This window comes from Pseudomonas sp. LABIM340, from assembly GCF_040017195.2.
Taxonomy (GTDB): Bacteria; Pseudomonadota; Gammaproteobacteria; order Pseudomonadales; family Pseudomonadaceae; genus Pseudomonas.
In genome coordinates this window covers 6,054,579-6,073,453 of record NZ_CM200227.1, presented here as the reverse complement: position 1 = coordinate 6,073,453, position 18,875 = coordinate 6,054,579, and the positions used below count along the sequence as shown (strand labels likewise).

17 protein-coding genes are annotated in these 18,875 nt (G+C 66.1%); 11 read left to right on the top strand and 6 right to left on the bottom strand.

Features of this window, described 5'->3' with window-relative positions; all coding sequences use genetic code 11:
- The first annotated feature begins 109 nt into the window (after window positions 1-109).
- Window positions 110-1,108, top strand: coding sequence for a CE1 family esterase (locus ABKS89_RS27975; protein ID WP_348588402.1), 999 nt, complete (start codon window positions 110-112; stop codon window positions 1,106-1,108).
- On the opposite strand, the gene ABKS89_RS27970 is transcribed toward ABKS89_RS27975, so the two are convergent.
- Entirely contained in the window at window positions 1,105-1,851 is a 747-nt protein-coding gene (locus tag ABKS89_RS27970) for a metallophosphoesterase family protein (RefSeq protein WP_138213917.1), read from the bottom strand. The genes ABKS89_RS27975 and ABKS89_RS27970 overlap by 4 nt on opposite strands.
- A gap of 173 nt (window positions 1,852-2,024) precedes the next feature.
- Here ABKS89_RS27970 and ABKS89_RS27965 point away from each other — a divergent pair, with 173 nt between their 5' ends.
- Entirely contained in the window at window positions 2,025-3,329 is a 1,305-nt protein-coding gene (locus ABKS89_RS27965; RefSeq protein ID WP_348588401.1) for a ferredoxin reductase family protein, read from the top strand.
- 5 nt (window positions 3,330-3,334) lie between these two features.
- On the opposite strand, the gene ligB is transcribed toward ABKS89_RS27965, so the two are convergent.
- From ligB to ABKS89_RS27950, 3 genes are all read right to left on the bottom strand, one after another.
- On the bottom strand, window positions 3,335-5,002 hold the full coding sequence (ligB, locus tag ABKS89_RS27960; RefSeq protein WP_348588400.1) for an NAD-dependent DNA ligase LigB: 1,668 nt from the start codon (window positions 5,000-5,002) through the stop codon (window positions 3,335-3,337).
- A gap of 148 nt (window positions 5,003-5,150) precedes the next feature.
- Complete coding sequence (gene metK / locus ABKS89_RS27955) at window positions 5,151-6,341, bottom strand: methionine adenosyltransferase (RefSeq protein ID WP_138213920.1); 1,191 nt, start codon at window positions 6,339-6,341, stop codon at window positions 5,151-5,153.
- Between the two features lie 18 nt (window positions 6,342-6,359).
- Window positions 6,360-7,361: an ArsR/SmtB family transcription factor gene (locus ABKS89_RS27950; RefSeq protein ID WP_138213921.1), complete on the bottom strand. Its 1,002-nt coding sequence runs from the start codon at window positions 7,359-7,361 to the stop codon at window positions 6,360-6,362.
- 224 nt (window positions 7,362-7,585) lie between these two features.
- On the opposite strand from ABKS89_RS27950, the gene tkt reads away from it, so the two are divergent.
- From tkt to ABKS89_RS27905, 9 genes are all read left to right on the top strand, one after another.
- Window positions 7,586-9,583: a transketolase gene (gene tkt, locus ABKS89_RS27945; RefSeq protein ID WP_348588398.1), complete on the top strand. Its 1,998-nt coding sequence runs from the start codon at window positions 7,586-7,588 to the stop codon at window positions 9,581-9,583.
- Between the two features lie 59 nt (window positions 9,584-9,642).
- Window positions 9,643-10,689, top strand: a complete 1,047-nt coding sequence (gene epd / locus ABKS89_RS27940) for an erythrose-4-phosphate dehydrogenase (RefSeq protein ID WP_348588397.1) — start codon at window positions 9,643-9,645, stop codon at window positions 10,687-10,689.
- Between the two features lie 28 nt (window positions 10,690-10,717).
- Window positions 10,718-11,881, top strand: a complete 1,164-nt coding sequence (locus ABKS89_RS27935; RefSeq protein WP_138213924.1) for a phosphoglycerate kinase — start codon at window positions 10,718-10,720, stop codon at window positions 11,879-11,881.
- An 88-nt stretch (window positions 11,882-11,969) separates the two neighbouring features.
- Window positions 11,970-12,164 (top strand): hypothetical protein, encoded by a 195-nt coding sequence (locus ABKS89_RS27930; RefSeq protein ID WP_348588396.1) that lies wholly within the window; start codon window positions 11,970-11,972, stop codon window positions 12,162-12,164.
- Window positions 12,165-12,306: 142 nt separating this feature from the next.
- Window positions 12,307-12,642: an MliC family protein gene (locus tag ABKS89_RS27925; protein WP_138213926.1), complete on the top strand. Its 336-nt coding sequence runs from the start codon at window positions 12,307-12,309 to the stop codon at window positions 12,640-12,642.
- 120 nt (window positions 12,643-12,762) lie between these two features.
- A complete protein-coding gene (fba, locus tag ABKS89_RS27920) occupies window positions 12,763-13,827 on the top strand; it encodes a class II fructose-bisphosphate aldolase (protein WP_138213927.1) in 1,065 nt (354 codons plus the stop codon).
- 73 nt (window positions 13,828-13,900) lie between these two features.
- Window positions 13,901-14,332: a hypothetical protein gene (locus ABKS89_RS27915; RefSeq protein WP_348588395.1), complete on the top strand. Its 432-nt coding sequence runs from the start codon at window positions 13,901-13,903 to the stop codon at window positions 14,330-14,332.
- Between the two features lie 37 nt (window positions 14,333-14,369).
- Window positions 14,370-15,140, top strand: a complete 771-nt coding sequence (locus ABKS89_RS27910) for a class I SAM-dependent methyltransferase (protein WP_348588394.1) — start codon at window positions 14,370-14,372, stop codon at window positions 15,138-15,140.
- Window positions 15,141-15,189: 49 nt separating this feature from the next.
- Window positions 15,190-15,684, top strand: a complete 495-nt coding sequence (locus ABKS89_RS27905; protein WP_081515415.1) for a YgjP-like metallopeptidase domain-containing protein — start codon at window positions 15,190-15,192, stop codon at window positions 15,682-15,684.
- Here ABKS89_RS27905 and ABKS89_RS27900 read toward each other — a convergent pair.
- Together ABKS89_RS27900 and ABKS89_RS27895 are read right to left on the bottom strand one after the other, a co-directional pair.
- Window positions 15,678-16,145, bottom strand: coding sequence for a hypothetical protein (locus ABKS89_RS27900; protein WP_348588393.1), 468 nt, complete (start codon window positions 16,143-16,145; stop codon window positions 15,678-15,680). The two genes, ABKS89_RS27905 and ABKS89_RS27900, sit on opposite strands and share 7 nt — an antisense overlap.
- A gap of 176 nt (window positions 16,146-16,321) precedes the next feature.
- Entirely contained in the window at window positions 16,322-18,751 is a 2,430-nt protein-coding gene (locus tag ABKS89_RS27895; protein WP_348588392.1) for a penicillin-binding protein 1A, read from the bottom strand.
- Window positions 18,752-18,875 lie beyond the last annotated feature (124 nt).

The following is an 18,875-nucleotide window of genomic DNA, read 5'->3' as shown; positions in this document are numbered from 1 at the left end:
GCTAGAGTTTGCCATGGACGGCGCGGCGAGGGGCTGCCTCAGGACAATTGCCCCCGTCAGGACCAGGCCGGGACTCGCAAGGCCCGCCAGGCGGGCAAGGAGAGGCGGTATGCGGGTGGCGATGCGGATCGTGCAGGCACTCATCGCGCTGCTGGTGCTGGCGCTGCTGGTGGGCGGCTGGTGGTACGTGCCCGGTGAGCTGAAGCTGCAGCCGGTGCTGACCGGCAGCAGCGAAGATGCCTCGGTGCGCCAGGGCGAACGGCGCCGCAGCTATGTCCTTTACGTGCCGCAGAAGCTGGCCGAGCGCCCGGCGCTGCTGGTGGTGCTGCACAGCTCGCAGAGCAACGGCGAGCGCATGCGCCGCGACAGCGGCTACCGCTTCGATGCCCTGGCCGATCGCGATGGCTTCCTGGTGCTCTATCCCGATGGTTTCGAAGGGCACTGGAACGACTGTCGGCGGGTGGCTTCCTACAGCGCGCGGCGCCTGAACATCGACGACGTCGGTTTCCTCTCGCAGATGATCGAAAGCCTGCAGCGCGAGCGCGGCGTCGACCCCGCGCGGGTATTCGTCACCGGCTACTCCAATGGCGGGCAGATGGCCCTGCGCCTGGCCGCCGAGGCGCCGGACAAGGTCGATGGCGTCGCCGCCGTGGCTGCCAGCCTGCCGGGCGCCGACAACGACGCCTGCCGTCCGGCCGAACAGCCCAAGGCCGCACTGTTGATGAATGGCACGCGTGACCCGATCAATCCCTACGCGGGTGGCCGGGTCACGCTGTTCGGCTTCGGTGATCGCGGCGACGTGCTCTCAGCCGAGGACTCTGCCCTCGCGCTGGCGCGGCGTAACGGCCAGGGCGGCGAGCCGCAGGTGGACAAGCTGACCCAGCCGGGCCCGGTGTGGACGCAGCGGCAGCGCTGGGCTGCCGGCGACGGGCCGCCCGTGGAACTGGTGACGGTGTTCGGCGGCGGGCACCTGATATCGCAGCCGCTGTACCGACCGCCGCGCCTGCTCGGCCAGGTCGACCCGCAACTGGACGGGCCGGCTGAGATCTGGCGCTTCTTCAGCGAGCTGTCACCCGACGAGCCGGCACGCATCGAGCCGCCGCTCTAGAGTTCGATCACCCGGCAGGGATCGAAGCCGCTGTCCTCGCCGGGGTAGGCGCCGGGGTTGGCGACGATCCGGCCCCGGCCGACCCGATAATCCAGGCATTCGTGCACGTGTCCGTGAATCCACAGGTCACAGCGCTCGACCAGGCCTTCCAGGTTCGAGGCGAAGGCCGGCGACAGGGCGTCGCCGACGTAGTGCGAGGGAATGGAGCGGGCGCTGGGTGCGTGGTGCGTCACCACCACCGTCGGGCCGGCGAAGGGTTGATCCAGTTCCGCCGCCAGCCATTCGCAGCTGGCGCCGCAGAGTTCGCGGCTCATCTGCGGGGTGAAGGGCTGGGTGAAGTAATCCACCGTATTGAAATCGGGCATCAGCAGCTGTGCCTGCTCGCAGGCCAGTTCCGACGCGCGTTCACCGTAGAGCTGGAAGTCCGTCCACAACGTGGTGCCGAGGAAGCGCACGCCGCCGAGGATCAGCGCATCCTTCTCGAGGAAGTGGATATCCAGTGCGCGGGCCAGGTTGCGCATGGCCTGCGTCAGCTCGGGCAGATCGGAGTGGTAGTACTCGTGGTTGCCGGCGACGTAGATGATTTCGCTGTCCGGGAATTCCTCCCGCGCCCAGTGCAGGCCTTGCAGGTGCTCATGAATGTCGCCGGCCAATACGACGACATCCGCGGCCGTCTGCGGCAGTTCGCGGCGGCCGTTGGGAAAGTGTTCGTGGTGGAGGTCGGACAGGACTCGCAGGCGCATGGCATGAAATTGGTCTGTAGGAATGTGCCGAGCATAACGAAGGGCGATGCGTTTGACATGGGTCATGGCATTGCCGATAGCCGACTAAAGACCTTTCGAAATTAAGGGATGATTCAGAAGATTCCTTCAGCTTCCCGCTTGGGCTCGCTGCTTTGGCGCCCCAAGGAGGACTCATGAAACTCATCTGGATCGTACTGCTGGCCGTTGCTGCCACCTTTGGCCTGGCGCTGTTCGTCGACCCGCCGGCAACCCTGGACATCTGGGTCCTGCGCAAGCAGGCCATTCTCTTCACCGGCGTCGCGTCCTTCGCGCTGATGTCGCTGATCATGCTGCTGGCGGTGCGCCCGGTCTGGCTGGAAAAGCCGCTGGACGGCCTCGACCGCATGTACCGCGCGCACAAGTGGGCCGGCATCCTGGCCATCGTGCTGGGCCTGCTGCACTACCTGATGGAGCTGGGCGGGCCGCTGCTCGCCGAGTTCATCGCCAAGCCCGCCAAGGGGCCACGGGTAGAGACCTTCCTCGACGTGTTCCGCGGATCGGCCAAGGACCTGGGCGAATGGTCGGCCTGGCTGCTGGCGGCGATGCTGGTCATCACCCTCTGGCAACGCTTCCCGTACCACCTGTGGCGCTACGTCCACAAAACCCTCGCGGTGGTCTACCTGGTGCTCGCCTTCCATGGCGTGGTGCTGGCGCCGGCGGGTTACTGGACGCAGCCGGTGGGCTGGCTGGTGGCGTTCTGCGCCGTGGTGGGCAGCCTCTGCGCGCTCTGGTCGCTCACCGGGCAGATCGGTCGCCGGCGTACCCATGAAGGCGTTGTGGTGGCGATCGAACGCCCCGGCGAGCGCATGCTGGAAGTGACCTGCAAGCTGCAGGGCCGCTGGCAGCATCGCGCCGGCCAGTTCGCCTTCCTCACCTGTGATCGACTGGAGGGGCAGCATCCCTTCACCCTTTCCAGCGGCGACTTGGGCAATGGCGAGGTGCGCTTCAGCATCAAGGCGCTCGGGGACTACACACAGCGCCTTCAGGATGCTCTGAAGGTCGGTGATCCGGTGAAGGTGGAAGGGCCCTACGGCCGCTTCGACTTCCGTCGCGACAAGGGTGAGCGGCAGGTGTGGATCGCCGGTGGTATCGGCATCACGCCGTTCCTGGCCTGGCTCGAGTCGCTACAGGCGCGGCCGGAGGACTGCCCGGAAGTGACCCTGCTGTACTGCGTGCGCTCGCCGTCCGACGCAATCTACGCCGGCCGCCTGCGTGAGCTCTGCACGAAACTGCCACGCATCGATCTGCGCGTGCATTACAGCGAAAGCGAAGGCTACCTGCAGGCGGCGGACCTGGGCCTGCAGCCCGGAGCGCAGGGGCGTTGGCCGAGCGTCTGGTTCTGCGGTCCGCAGGCGCTGGCCGAACTGCTGCGCCGTGACCTGCGCCGCCAGGGCATGCCGGGCAGCCGCTTCCACCAGGAAGCCTTCCAGATGCGCTGAGGCGCTCAGAAACCGGAGACGCCGAGGTCGTGCAACCGCTCGCGCAGTTGCACGACTTCCGGTGCCTGGAAGAAGGCTTCCAGTTGCGTCGCGCGGACCTTGCCGACGCCGGGTAGCTCCTGCCACTGCGGCGCGCTGCGGGTGGCCAGTGCGGACCAGTCTTCTCCAGCCGGATGGGCGTTCGGCGAGGGCGCGCCGAGCGCGCGCAGCCAGACAGCGAACGAGCGTTGGCGAGCCAGCTGGAACTGCTGGTGCAGGCTGGCGGCACTGCGCTCGCCCAGGCCGGGTACCTGGCTCAGTTGCTCCGGGGTCAGCGTCATCCAGTCGAGTAGTCCCGCCAGCAGGCCGGCTTCGTGCAGGCGCCGCCAGGTGCCCGGACCGACGCCCGAGAGTCCCAGGCCGCTCTTGCCGCTCAGCCATTGCAGGCGGGCGAGGAACTGTTCCGCGCAGCCCTCGGTGGGTTTCCAGCAGGAGAGGGCGTTGAACTGCTCGTCCTTGGGTACAGCAAGTTCGGGGCGAATCGGCGAGCGCCAGACCACGCCGTCCAGGCGAGGGATGGTCAGCCCGGCGAGGGCGATGGCGACCTGGTCGCCGGGCCGGATGTCGAGGCTGCGCCAGCGCTTGAGCGAGCCGGCGCCGACGCGCTGGATGGTCCGCCCATCCAGCTCCACCGGGGCGAGATGCAGCACCGGCGTCACTCGCCCGCTGCGGCCGACCTTGAACTCCACTCGTCGCACATCGGCCAGCGCCAGTTGATGCGGGTATTTCCAGGCCACCGCCCAGCCCGGTGCCTGTGCGCTCCAGGCCTTGCCCGGCGGCCGACGGCCCTGGCGGATGACGATGCCGTCGCTGGCGAACGGCAGGGGCTGGCGATACCAGCGTTCGCGCCAGGCTTCGATTTCGGGCTGCCCTGTCACCGCCTCGGTCAGCTCGGCGCTGTCGCCGAATCCCAGCTGGCGCAGGCGTGCCAGGCGCTCGGGCATCTCCAGCGGGCCGTCCGGCAGCTCCCAGACGAACAGGCCTATCTGCGTGCCCTCGTCGCCAAGCTCCTTGCGCGCCATCAGTCCGGCGACCTTGCCGCGCGCGCCCGCACCGCCCTTCAGCGCCTGCACATGCTGCGGCAGGCGCCAGTACAGTTCGCCTTGCAGCACCAATTCGCCACCCGTGCCGGGCAACTCCTTGGGGATGGCGTCGATCCGCTGCGCATTGGCAGTCCAGTCCTGCCCGCGGGTGCCGTCGCCTCGGCTGATTGCCTGGGCGAACCGACCGTTGCGGTAGACCAGCGTGACCGCCACACCGTCGACCTTGGGCTGCACCCAGAGATCGCTGCGGTTCGCCAGCCAGGTGCCCACGGCCGAGGCGTCGGGAAGCTTGTCGAGGCCTGTGTGGACGAATGGCTGGCGAACCTCCCCGGCACTGCTGGCCAGCGGCGATTCTGGGGTGGCAGTGGCTTGCGGGAAGCACGCCTGCCATTGGCGCAGGCGCTCGCGGGCCTGGTCGTAGAGTTCGTCGGCGACCGGTGATTGGCCGTCACGGTGGTAGTCGTCATCCCACTGTGTCAGTTGTGCCTGGAGTGCGTCGATCTGGCGGAAGGCCTGCTCGGCCGGCCCGTCGGGACAGGCCTTGGCGACGAGGGGGAGGCACAGCAGGAAGGCGAGGGCAAGGCGAGGCATGGCGAGCGTCCGGACGGCGTAAACCCGCAAGGCTAGGACTGTGGCGCAGCGCTCGACGCTGGGATGGATGTGGATTCTTCGTGAGGTTTTGTGGGAGAGCGGAAACGAAAAAGCCCCGCCGAGGCGGGGCTTTTCCTGCTACCGGGTCTTACAGGCCGGCGGCGTCACGCAGGGCGGCAGCCTTGTCGGTGCGCTCCCAGGTGAAGGCGGTGAAGGTGTCGTCACCGTAGGTCATTTCGATCGGGTTGCGACCGAAGTGGCCGTAGGCCGCGGTCGGCTGGTACATCGGGTGCAGCAGGTCGAGCATCTTGGTGATCGCGTACGGACGCAGGTCGAAGTGCTCGCGGACCAGTTGGATGATCTTGTCATCGCTGATCTTGCCGGTGCCGAAGGTGTTGATCGAGATGGAGGTCGGCTGGGCCACGCCGATGGCGTAGGACACCTGAATCTCGCAGCGCTCGGCCAGACCGGCGGCAACGATGTTCTTGGCCACGTAGCGGCCGGCGTAGGCGGCGGAACGGTCAACCTTGGACGGGTCCTTGCCGGAGAACGCGCCGCCGCCGTGACGGGCCATGCCGCCGTAGGAGTCGACGATGATCTTGCGGCCGGTCAGACCGCAGTCGCCCACCGGGCCGCCGATCACGAAGTTGCCGGTCGGGTTGATGTGGAACTGGGTGTCCTTGTGCAGCAGCTCGGCCGGCAGCACCTGCTTGATGATCAGCTCCATCACGCCTTCGCGCAGGTCCTTGTAGCTGACTTCCGGGTTGTGCTGGGTGGACAGGACGATGGCGTCGATGCCGACGACCTTGCCGCCTTCGTAGCGGCAGGTGACCTGGGACTTGGCGTCCGGGCGCAGCCACGGCAGCAGGCCGGATTTGCGGGCCTCGGCCTGGCGCTCCACCAGACGGTGGGAGAAGCAGATCGGCGCGGGCATCAGCACGTCGGTTTCGTTGCTGGCATAGCCGAACATCAGGCCCTGGTCGCCAGCGCCCTGGTCTTCCGGCTTGGCGCGGTCGACGCCCTGGTTGATGTCCACGGACTGCTTGCCGATGATGTTCAGCACGCCGCAGGTGGCGCCGTCGAAGCCGACGTCGGAGCTGTTGTAGCCGATGTCGATGATGACCTTGCGCACGAGGTCTTCCAGGTCGACCCAGGCGGAGGTGGTGACTTCACCGGCGATGATCGCGACACCGGTCTTCACCAGGGTTTCGCAGGCCACGCGGGCGTATTTGTCCTTGGCGATGATGGCGTCGAGCACCGCATCGGAAATCTGGTCCGCGATCTTGTCCGGATGGCCTTCGGAGACGGATTCGGAGGTGAAAACAGAGTATTCGCTCATCTAACGGTTCCCATTCAATTACCGGTGGGTGAGGACGCTTCGCGAATCCGGTTTGGCGAAGTGCCGTACCTGGATCTGAAAGCCATTACGTAAACCGATGTAAACACTTTCGCCAGACGCGAGCCCGGCGGCGTCGGCCCAGAGGGCCAGATCTTCCTGTTCGAACCCCAGCCAGAGATCACCACAGGCCTCGCGGGCCCAGCTCTGGTCGTGGCTGCAGAGTTCGGTCACCAGCAGGCTGCCACCGGGTTTCACCAGGTGTGCCAGCTGCTTCACGGCCTCCGCCGGTGCGGCGAAGTGGTGCAGCACCATGTTCAGCACCACGCAGTCCGCCGCGTCGTCGACGTCCTGCAGGGCATCGCCCAGCCGTAGCCGGACGTTGTTCAACCCTTCGCTGGCGCAACGTTGCCGCGCCATCTCGAGCATGGTCTCGCTGTTGTCCAGCGCCGTGACCTGACCGAAACGCCGGGCCAGCTCGGGGAGGAATCCGCCGTCGCCGGGGCCGACTTCCAGCGCCGTGGCGCCGGGGACGAAGCTCAGGGCATCGAGCAGCGCCAGCACGCTTTCGCGGTATTGCGGCAGTCCTGCGATCAGGTCCTGGGTCGCCTGGAACTTCTCCGCGCTGCGGGCGAAGAAATCGCGGCTGACGGCGGCACGCTGGGCGTGTACGCCATCGATGCGGGCGCTGACGTCATCGGCCAGTGCCAGTTCGTCCACTTCTTCGAGCAGTGCCCCGTGCAGCGTGCCACCCAGGCTTTCGCCCTGGGGCAGGGCGCGGCGATAGAAGATCGCGTTGCCTTCGCGGCGGGTGGCGACCAGTCCGGCCTGGGCCAGCACCTTCAAGTGGTGGCTCATGCCTGACTGGCGGACGCCGAAGATATGCGCCAGCTCCAGCACGCCGAACGAATCGTTGGCCAGCACCCGCAGGACATTCAGCCGCAGCGGATCGCCGCCGGCCTTGCACAGGGCAGCCAGCTGGTCGCAATCGTCGTGGCGGATTTCGGGCAGGCGCAGACTCATAGGTCGGGCAGTCTAGTCGCGGCTTCCGGAGCGGGCAATAGCTGTATCAAAAAGTTTTGATATTGACGGATGAGCGGTTTTTGACCAGTTGGATGCCCTCTGCGCGTGCCTTGCATCAGGCATCTGCCGATCTGTCATTGCCCCGCGAGGCCCGGCTGGGCGAAAATACCGGCCTTTTTTCATTCCCTTCGATCTTTCGAAGCAGCCCCCGCAGGAGATTAGCGATGCCCAGCCGTCGTGAGCGAGCCAACGCCATCCGCGCACTGAGCATGGATGCCGTGCAGAAAGCCAACAGCGGCCATCCCGGCGCCCCCATGGGCATGGCGGATATCGCCGAGGTGCTTTGGCGCGACTTCCTCAAGCACAACCCGAGCAACCCGCAGTGGGCTGACCGTGACCGCTTCGTGCTGTCCAACGGCCACGGCTCGATGCTGATCTACTCGCTGCTGCACCTGACCGGTTACGACGTCACCGTCGATGACCTGAAGAGCTTCCGCCAGATGGGTTCGCGCACCCCGGGCCACCCGGAGTACGGCTACACCGCCGGCGTCGAGACCACCACCGGCCCGCTGGGCCAGGGCATCGCCAATGCCGTGGGCATGGCGCTGGCCGAGAAGGTGCTGGCCGCGCAGTTCAACCGTGACGGCCACAGCATCGTCGACCACTACACCTACGCCTTCCTGGGCGACGGCTGCATGATGGAGGGCATCTCCCATGAAGTCGCTTCGCTGGCCGGCACCCTGCGCCTGAACAAGCTGATCGCCTTCTACGACGACAACGGCATCTCCATCGATGGCGAAGTCCACGGCTGGTTCACCGACGACACCCCCAAGCGCTTCGAAGCCTACGGCTGGCAGGTGATCCGCAATGTCGACGGCCATGACGCCGACGAGATCAAGACCGCCATCGAGACCGCCCGCAAGAGCGACGCGCCGACCCTGATCTGCTGCAAGACCATCATCGGCTTCGGCTCGCCGAACAAGCAGGGCAAGGAAGAAAGCCACGGCGCCGCCCTGGGCGTTGACGAAGTGGCCGCCACCCGCGCCGCGCTGGGCTGGAACCACGCGCCGTTCGAAGTCCCGGCGGACATCTACGCCGAGTGGAGCGCCAAGGACACCGGCGCCACCCGTGAAGCCGAGTGGAACAAGCGCTTCGCCGCCTACCAGGCCGCGCACCCGGAACTGGCCGCCGAGTTCGAGCGCCGTGTTGCCGGTGAGCTGCCGGCCGACTTCGCCGAGAAGGCTGCCGCCTACGTCGCCGACGTCGCGCTGAAAGGCGAGACCATTGCCAGCCGCAAGGCCAGCCAGAACGCCCTGAACGCCTTCGGCCCGCTGCTGCCGGAACTGCTGGGCGGCTCCGCCGACCTCGCCGGTTCCAACCTGACCCTGTGGAAAGGCTGCAAGGGCGTGACTGCCGACGACGCCAACGGCAACTACATGTTCTACGGCGTGCGCGAGTTCGGCATGAGCGCCATCATGAACGGCGTGGCCCTGCACGGCGGCTTCATCCCCTACGGCGCGACCTTCCTGATCTTCATGGAATACGCCCGTAACGCGGTGCGCATGTCCGCTCTGATGAAGCAGCGCGTGCTCTACGTGTTCACCCACGACTCCATCGGTCTGGGCGAAGACGGCCCGACCCACCAGCCGATCGAGCAGCTGGCCAGCCTGCGCCTGACCCCGAACCTGGACACCTGGCGCCCGGCCGACGCCGTGGAATCCGCGGTGGCCTGGAAGTACGCCATCGAGCGTGCCGACGGTCCGTCCGCGCTGATCTTCAGCCGCCAGAACCTGCCGCACCAGCCGCGCGACGCCGCCCAGCTGGCCGACGTGGCCCGTGGCGCCTACGTGCTGAAGGACTGCGACGGCGAGCCGGAACTGATCCTGATCGCCACCGGCTCCGAAGTCGGCCTGGCCGTCCAGGCGTTCGACAAGCTCAGCGCCGAAGGCCGCAAGGTGCGCGTGGTCTCCATGCCGTCCACCAGCGTCTTCGACCAGCAGGACGCCGGCTACAAGCAGGCCGTGCTGCCGGTCCAGGTAGCTGCGCGTATCGCCATCGAAGCCGCCCACGCCGACTACTGGTACAAGTACGTCGGCCTGGAAGGCCGCGTCATCGGCATGACCACCTTCGGTGAGTCGGCCCCGGCCCCGGCGCTGTTCGAGCACTTCGGCTTCACCGTCGAGAACGTGCTGGAAGTCGCCGCCGAGCTGCTCGAAGCCTGACGAGCGCCTGAGCCTGCCGGGGCGCATCAAGCCCCGGCAGCGATCACCAAGGGATAACAATGTCCAAGCGCCCTTACCGAGTTGCCCTCAACGGCTACGGCCGTATCGGCCGCTGCGTGTTCCGTGCTCTGCACGAACGCGGCGCCAAGGCTGATTTCTCCATCGTCGCGCTGAACGACCTGGCGGACCTGGCCAGCCTGGAATACCTGACCCGCTTCGACTCCACCCACGGCCGCTTCCCTGGCGAGGTGAGCGTGGCCGACGGCTGCCTGCATGTCGGCGGTGACTGCGTGAAGGTGTTCCGCGAAGCCGAGCCCGAGGCCATCGACTGGCGCGCCCTGGACATCGACCTGGTGCTGGAATGCTCCGGCGTCTACAACACCCGCGCCGACGGCGAGCGCTTCCTCGGTGCCGGTGCGCCGCGGGTGCTGTTCTCGCAGCCGATGGCCAGCGAGGCGGACATCGACGCCACCGTGGTTTTCGGCATCAACCAGCAGGGCCTCTCCGGCGCCGAGACGCTGGTGTCCAACGCCTCCTGCACCACCAACTGCAGCGTGCCGCTGCTCAAGTTGCTGAACGAAGCCGTGGGCATCGAGTACGTCTCGATCACCACCATTCACTCGGCGATGAACGACCAGCCGGTGATCGACGCCTACCACCACGAAGACCTGCGCCGCACGCGCTCGGCCTTCCAGTCGGTGATCCCGGTGTCCACCGGGCTGGCGCGTGGTATCGAGCGCCTGCTGCCGGAACTCGTCGGGCGAATCCAGGCCAAAGCCATTCGGGTGCCGACGGTGAACGTCTCGGCCCTGGACATCACCCTGCAGGTCTCCCGCGATACGTCCGCCGAGGAGATCAACCGCGTGCTGCGCCAGGCCGCCACCGAAGGCCCGCTGAAAGGCCTGCTGGCGTACACCGAGCTCCCCCACGCCAGCTGCGATTTCAATCACGACCCGCACTCGGCCATCGTCGATGGCAGCCAGACCCGCGTTTCCGGCCCCCGCCTGGTGAACGTGCTGGCCTGGTTCGACAACGAGTGGGGGTTCGCCAACCGCATGCTCGATACCGCAGGGCACTTCCTGTGGGTCGCCGCTACCGAACGTTAATCAAACAGCCCCAACAGGACTGACTGTCATGACCGTGTTGAAGATGACCGACCTCGACCTCCAAGGTAAGCGCGTGCTGATCCGCGAAGACCTCAACGTTCCGGTGAAGGACGGTGTGGTCAAGAGCGACGCGCGCATCCTGGCCTCGCTGCCGACCATCAAGCTGGCCCTGGAGAAGGGTGCGGCAGTGATGGTCTGCTCGCACCTGGGCCGCCCGACCGAAGGCGAATTCTCCGCCGAGAACAGCCTGCAGCCGGTCGCCGACTACCTGTCCAAGGCCCTGGGCCGCGCCGTGCCGCTGGTCAAGGACTACCTGGGCGGCGTCGAAGTGAAGCCGGGTGAAGTCGTGCTGTTCGAGAACGTGCGCTTCAACAAGGGCGAGAAGAAGAACGCCGACGAGCTGGCCCAGCAATACGCCGCCCTGTGCGACGTGTTCGTCATGGATGCCTTCGGCACCGCCCACCGTGCCGAGGGTTCGACCCACGGCGTGGCCAAGTTCGCCAAGGTCGCCGCCGCCGGTCCGCTGCTCGCTGCCGAACTGGATGCCCTGGGCAAGGCCCTGGGCAACCCGGCGCGCCCGATGGCGGCCATCGTCGCCGGCTCCAAGGTGTCCACCAAGCTCGACGTGCTGAACAGTCTGGCGCTGATCTGCGACCAGCTGATCGTCGGCGGCGGCATTGCCAACACCTTCCTCGCCGCGGCGGGCCACAAGGTCGGCAAGTCGCTGTACGAGGCCGATCTGGTCGATACCGCCAAGGCCATCGCCGCCAAGGTCAGCGTTCCGCTGCCGGTGGACGTCGTGGTTGCCAAGGAGTTCGCCGAGACCGCCGTCGCCACCGTCAAGGACATCGCTGACGTGGCCGACGACGACATGATCCTGGACATCGGCCCGAAGACCGCCGCCCAGTTCGCCGAGCTGCTGAAGACTTCGAAGACCATCCTGTGGAACGGTCCGGTCGGCGTGTTCGAGTTCGACCAGTTCGGCGAAGGCACCAAAACCCTGGCCAAGGCCATCGCCGAAGGCTCCGCCTTCAGTATCGCTGGCGGTGGCGACACCCTGGCGGCGATCGACAAGTACGGCATCGGCGAGCAGATCTCCTACATTTCCACCGGTGGTGGCGCCTTCCTCGAGTTCGTCGAGGGCAAGGTCCTGCCGGCCGTGGAAGTGCTGGAGCAGCGCGCCAAGGCCTGATCCAGGCAACACTGCCGGGCGACAGTAAAGCAAACCTCTGCGGCATCCCTGGGTCACAACCCTTGTACGGATGCCAAGGAGAACGGTCATGCGAGCTGTCACCCCTCTGCTGTCGTTTTGCCTCGTGCTGGTCGGCTGTGCCGGAAGCGGTGGAACCCCCAGTACCTGTGAAGTGATGAGCCCGCCCTCGGTCATGGTGCCTTCGGACCAGAACCGCGAGCGGGTGGATAGCCAGAGCAGCGGCGATCCGACGCCCGACCAGAAGCCGGTGAACTGCCCCTGAGGCAGCGCCCTGGCGGCCGGGATCACGATCTGACAGTACCGCCCGCGCCCCGGCGCAGGCGGCACTGGCGTTCCTGCGGCGGGACGGGCAATCTGGCGCATTGGATATCCGGCGGCGCGTCCGCCCGAAGGAGAGTCGCCCGATGTTGCGTTATCTCGTCCCGGCCCTGGCGCTTGCGCTGGTGGCGGGTTGTTCCAGTCACTCGACAGGCGGCAGCTCCGCTGCGCAGGGCGGCTGGAACCACTGGGTCTGTGACAGCGAGGCCGAAGTGCGGTGGCGCTACGTTGACCCCAGCAAATCGGTCGTCGACCTGAAGCTGGGGGAGGATGACGTGGTTCATCACCTGGAAGAGGAACCCGGCGGCTCCGGCGCTTTCTATAGCGACGGGCTGATCGGCTTGAGCATCAAAGGCGACCAGGGCCTGGTCTACTGGGTCGAGAGCAACGACCTGATCGGTCGTGGTTGCAAGGCGCGCTGAGCGCCGATTGTCCGGCACGCGCCGGAAGACTTGAACACGGCCTGCCCCTGCGGCAGGCTTCCAAACATGTAGTTAAGGGGCTCGTGTAACCGAGCCTGACTTCTGGGAGAAGCGAAGACCATGGCACTCATCAGCATGCGCCAAATGCTGGACCACGCCGCCGAGTTCGGCTACGGCGTTCCGGCTTTCAACGTCAACAACCTCGAGCAGATGCGCGCCATCATGGAAGCGGCCGACAAGACCGATTCCCCGGTGATCGTGCAGGCCTCCGCAGGTGCCCGCAAATACGCCGGTGCGCCCTTCCTGCGCCACCTGATCCTCGCGGCCATCGAAGAATTCCCGCACATCCCGGTGTGCATGCACCAGGACCACGGCACCAGCCCTGACGTCTGCCAGCGTTCCATCCAGCTGGGCTTCTCCTCCGTCATGATGGACGGCTCGCTGAAGGAAGACGGCAAGACTCCGGCCGACTACGACTACAACGTCCGTGTCACCCAGCAGACCGTTGCCTTCGCCCACGCCTGCGGCGTGTCCGTGGAAGGTGAACTGGGCTGCCTGGGCTCCCTGGAAACCGGCATGGCCGGCGAGGAAGACGGCGTTGGCGCCGAAGGCGTGCTGGACCACAGCCAGCTGCTGACCGATCCGGAAGAAGCCGCCGACTTCGTCAAGAAGACCCAGGTCGACGCCCTGGCCATCGCCATCGGCACCAGCCACGGCGCCTACAAGTTCACCAAGCCGCCGACCGGCGACGTGCTCTCCATCGAGCGCATCAAGGAAATCCACAAGCGCATCCCTAACACCCACCTGGTGATGCACGGCTCCTCCTCGGTGCCGCAAGAGTGGCTGAAGGTGATCAACGAGTTCGGCGGCGACATCAAGGAAACCTACGGCGTGCCGGTCGAGGAAATCGTCGAAGGCATCAAGCACGGCGTGCGTAAGGTCAACATCGACACCGACCTGCGCCTGGCTTCCACCGGTGCCATCCGCCGCATGATGGCCGAGCAGCCGAGCGAGTTCGACCCGCGCAAGTTCTTCGCCCAGACCATCGTCGCCATGCGTGATATCTGCATCGCTCGCTACGAAGCCTTCGGCACCGCCGGCCATGCCTCGAAGATCAAGCCGATCTCCCTGGAAGGCATGTTCCAGCGTTACGCCAAGGGTGAGCTGGTGTCGAAGGTCAACTGATCCCGGCCCAGGTTTGCTCCTGAAGAGCCCCGCCCTGCGGGGCTCTTTCGTATCCGCTAGAAGGAAATTGTCGATGCTGCGTGCCTTGCTTTCCGTCCTGCTGCTGACGCTTCTCGCCGGTTGTTCGCTGCGCCCGCCCGCGCCTGTCGAGCCGCCGGCCAAGCCGCCGGTGGACCTGCCGGTGGACGCACAGAACTGCCTGACCCATCAGGAGTGCACGCTGAAGACCTCGCGCACCCTGCTGTTCGTCTTCGACTATGCCGAGGCGGGCGCGGCCCTGGTAGAAAACGAGAACCGTGTACTCAGCACGCCGGAAAAGTCGCCGAAGAAGGGCTGGCCGGCTATTCGCATCCAGCTCGCCGCCCCGGATGGCGGCCGCTTCGAGTTCTCCAGCGAATGCCGGCAGAAGCGCTGCCGTATCAAGGAATCGCGCCTGCTCAGCTGCTACCGTAGTTACCTTGATGGAAAGACCACTCTCGACGGCAAGGCCTGCCGGTTCCGCTGAGCGCTGGTGCTCGGGCCGGGCGGGCTCTGGAGGCACGATGACGGATGTACATGGCAGTGCGCAGGAAGGTTTCTCCCGTGAAGCGAAGGCTTACGCCCATGGGCGCCCGGACTATCCGGACGAGCTGCTGGGCTGGCTCGGCGAAGAGCTGGGCATAGGTGCCGGCCAGGAAGTGGTCGACCTTGGCGCGGGTACTGGGAAGTTCACTTCGCTGTTGTTGCGCACCGGTGCGCAGGTCACTGCTATCGAGCCGGTGGCGGCCATGCGCGAGCAGCTCGGCGCTTCACTGCCCGTCGTGAAGGTGCTCGATGGAACGGCCCAGGCGATGCCGCTGGTGGCGGAAAGCATCGATGCGCTGACCTGCGCCCAGGCCTTCCACTGGTTCGCCCACGAGCGGGCGCTGGAGGAAATCCATCGCGTGCTGCGACCGGGCGGCCATCTCGGGCTGGTCTGGAATGTGCGCGACGAGCGTGTCGACTGGGTCGCCCAGGTGACGCGCATCCTCGAGCGCTACGAAGGCAGCACGCCGCGCTTCCACACCGGGCTGTGGCGCCGCGCCTTTGCCGGGTCGCGCTTCGAGGACCTGCGCCTGCGCGAGTTCAGCTACCAGCACATCGGCCCGCCGGAACAGGTGATCGTCGCGCGCACCCTGTCGGTGAGCTTCATCGCGGCGCTGCCCGACGAGCAGAAACAGCGCGTCGCCGAGCAACTGCATGAGCTGATCGCCACGCACCCGGCGCTGAAGGGGCGCAGCGAAGTCGCCTTCCCCTATCGCACCGAGGCCTACAGCACCCGCGCGCTGGCCTGATCGGGGAATGCGGTAGACTGGCGGACGTTTCCTCCGCCAGTCGTTTCCCATGCAGCCGCTTCGTTATCTCCAGGCCTATCCGCCACAACTCCAGGACCAGGTGCGCCAACTCATCGAGCAGGACCGCCTCGGCGAGTACCTGGAGCGCCGCTATCCGGGCCGCCATGACGTGCAGAGCGACAAGGCGTTGTACGGCTATGCCATGGACCTCAAGCAGCAGTACATGCGCACCGCGCCGGCGGTGGACAAGGTGCTCTACGACAACAAGCTTGACGTGGTGCAGCGCGCGCTGGGGCTGAATACTGCGATCTCCCGTGTACAGGGCGGCAAGCTCAAGGCGAAGAAGGAAATCCGCGTCGCCTCGCTGTTCAAGGACGCGGCCCCCGAATTTCTGCAGATGATCGTCGTTCACGAGCTGGCGCACCTGAAGGAGCGCGATCACAGCAAGGCGTTCTACCAGCTCTGCGAGCACATGCTGCCCGGTTACCACCAGCTGGAGTTCGACCTGCGTGTCTACCTGACCTGGCGCGACCTGCCTCAGTAGTACAGGCGCCCGAGGTAGAGCAGTCCCAGGCTCCACGGCAGCAGCAGGACGAAGCCCAGGTAGCGCAGCGCCGTGAGCGGGCCGTTCTCGCCCCGGTTCAGCCAATTGATGCCCACCAGTACCAGCGCATAGAGCGCGAGGCCCGCCAGCAGCCACTCGTATTGCTCTGTGGTGGGCGAAACCGGGCCGAGGTGGGTGTGGGTGAGGTGCCACGCGCAAAGGGCGATTGCCGGCACCAGGAGCGCCAGCGCCACCAGGACTCTCCCGGCAAGGCGCAGCAGGAAGGCAATCAGCAGGCCCGCCAGGCCGGCGCTGGCAATCAGCACGGCAAACAACTGGTCGAGATAGACGAGATCGGGTGCGGGTTCGAGCGAGCGGGGTTGTGCGAGCAGGCGCAGCAAGGGTGCGCCGAGAAGAAGGGCGATCAGGCAGAACAGCCAGCCTGGCAGGGCACGTGGCATTCAAAACTCCTGATGAAGTTGCCGCGGGAAGCCCCTGACGCGCCGGATGGGGTCGGTCGCCTGGGGTTGTTCGCCGCCGCAAAGCCCAGATTAATCAATGATTTGGCGAAATGCCATAACTTTGTCGGGAATGACTCCCGAAAATGAGAAGGCCCCTCCGAGGAGGGGCCTTTCTGTCAGAACAGGTCGATCGGCGCTTCTTCGTCCGCCGGCATGCCGCTGCCGGGGGCGCTGCCGGGTGCCAGTTCGTTCATCGACGGAGGCGTGTCTTCGTTCTTGAACAGTTCGAAGTACGCGCCCGGGGTGCCCGGAGGCGCCGCGCGGCCGGTGACCGGATCGATGCGCAGGCTGACCAGGCCGGGCGGCTCGGGCAGCAGGTGCGACGGCTTGTCTTTCAGCGCCGCGCCCATGTAGCGCATCCAGATCGGCAGGGCGACGTTGCCGCCGTATTCGGCGCGACCGAGGCTTTCCGGCTGGTCGAAGCCGACCCAGACGGTGGTCATGTAGTCGGCGTTGAAGCCGGAGAACCAGGCGTCCTTCGACTCGTTGGTGGTGCCGGTCTTGCCTGCCAGGTCATCGCGTTTGAGTGCCAGTGCGCGGCGGCCTGTGCCGCGCTTGATCACGTCCTGCAGCATGCTGGTCATGATGTACGCGGTGCGCGCATCGATGACGCGCTCGGCGGCCGCCGGCTCGATTGTGGTCTTGGCCTGGCTCGGGTCGTCGTTGCCGAAGGCGTCGGTGCCGGCCGGTTGCGGCTGCGCCTGCACCTGTCCCTCGTTCTGCGGAATGCTCGGCGGGTTGGCCTGGTAAAGCACCTGCCCGTCGCGGCTTTCGATGCGCTGCACGATGTAGGGCGCGACCTTGAAGCCGCCGTTGGCGAAGACGGTCCAGGCGCTGGCGATCTCCATGGGAGTCAGGGTCGCGGTGCCCAAGGCCATGGACAGGTTCGGCGGCAGGTCGTCCTTGTTCAGGCCGAACTTGCTGATGCAGTTGCGTGCGCGGTCGACGCCCAGGGCCTGGAGGATGCGGATCGACACCATGTTGCGCGACTTGTACAGCGCCTCGCGCATGGGGATCGGGCCGAGGAAGGTGTTGGTGTCGTTCTTCGGACGCCAGACCTTGTCCAGGTACTCGTCGTAGAACACCACCGGGGCGTCGTTGATCAGCGAGGCGGCGGTGAAGCCGTTGTCCAGCGCACAGCTGTAGATGAATGGCTTGAAGCTGGAGCCGGGCTGGCGACGGGCCTGGGTGGCGCGGTTGTAGTTGCTCTGTTCGAAGGAGAAGCCGCCGACCAGCGCCATGATCGCGCCGTCCTGCGGGTTGAGCGAGACCAGGGCGCTCTGCGCGGCCGGCACCTGGGTCAGGCGCAGCGAGCCGTCGTCCTTGCGCTGTACGCGGATCACGTCGCCGGCCTGCACCACGTCGCTGGGCTGGCTGGGCATGCGGCCCATGCTGTTGTTGCTCAGGTAGGGGCGAGCCCACTTCATGCCGTCCCAGCTCAGGGCTTCTTCCTTGCCGTCGCGGGTCATGACCATGGCGCCGCTCTTCTCGACCTGGGTGACGATGGCCGGTTCCAGGCCGCCCAGCGGGCGCTGCTGCGTGATGGCCTGGCGCCAGGCGTCACGAGTCTTGCCGGGGAGGCGCGTCTCGGGGCCGCGGTAGCCGTGTCGCTGGTCGTAATCCTGCAGGCCTTCGCGCAGCGCGGTGTTGGCGTCTTCCTGCAGGTCACTGCGCACCGTGGTGTAGACGCGATAGCCCTCGGTGTAGGCGTCGCCACCGAAGCGGCCGACCAGTTCGGCGCGGGCCATCTCGGCGATGTACGGGGCTGCCAGCTCCGGAGTCTGGACGTGGTAGGACGCGCCGACCGGCTCCTGGATGGCGGCCTGATAACGCGGCTGGTCGATGAAGCCGAGCTTGAGCATGCGCTCGAGAATCCAGTTGCGACGCTCCAGGCTGCGTGCGGCGTTGGCCAGCGGGTTGTAGCGCGACGGTGCCTTGGGCAGGCCGGCGATCATCGCCATCTGCGCCAGGCTCAGGTCCTTGATGGACTTGCCGTAATAGACCTGGGCGGCGGCTTCGACGCCGTAGGCGCGGTTGCCCAGGTAGATCTTGTTGACGTAGAGCTCGAGGATCTCGTCCTTGGTGAGCGAGCGCTCGATCTGCAGGGCAAGCAGGATCTCATTGATCTTGCGGGAGAAGCTGCGTTCGTTGGTGAGGAAGTAGTTCTTCGCCACCTGCATGGTGATGGTACTGCCGCCGGTCTGGATGTGCCCGGTCTTCAATAATTGCGCGGCAGCACGCATCAGGCTTTTGACGTCCACGCCATAATGGTTGGCGAAATTGTCATCTTCAGCCGATAACAGTGCGTGGGTGAAATCCGGGGGGATTTCAGCAAATCGAATCGGCGTTCGGCGCATCTCGCCAAACTCTGCTATCAATTTGTTATCAGCACTGTACACGCGCAGCGGCATCTGCAGCCGCACGTTGCGCAAGGCCTCCACGGACGGGAGGTTCGGGCTGAGGTACAGATAGGCGCCGCTGAAACTGAGCAGCACTCCACAAATAATGGTGACGCATGTCCACCACAGAAACTTCAGCAGGCGCATCGGGAAGGTCTTGGATTTCCAGGGAAAAGAAAGAGTTAAGCGGATGGCGCGGTAAAAAGGGAAAAGCTGATCACATTATAAGCAGTTTTTTTGCTGGCGAGCCATTTGCGAAGCTGTCAAGTCT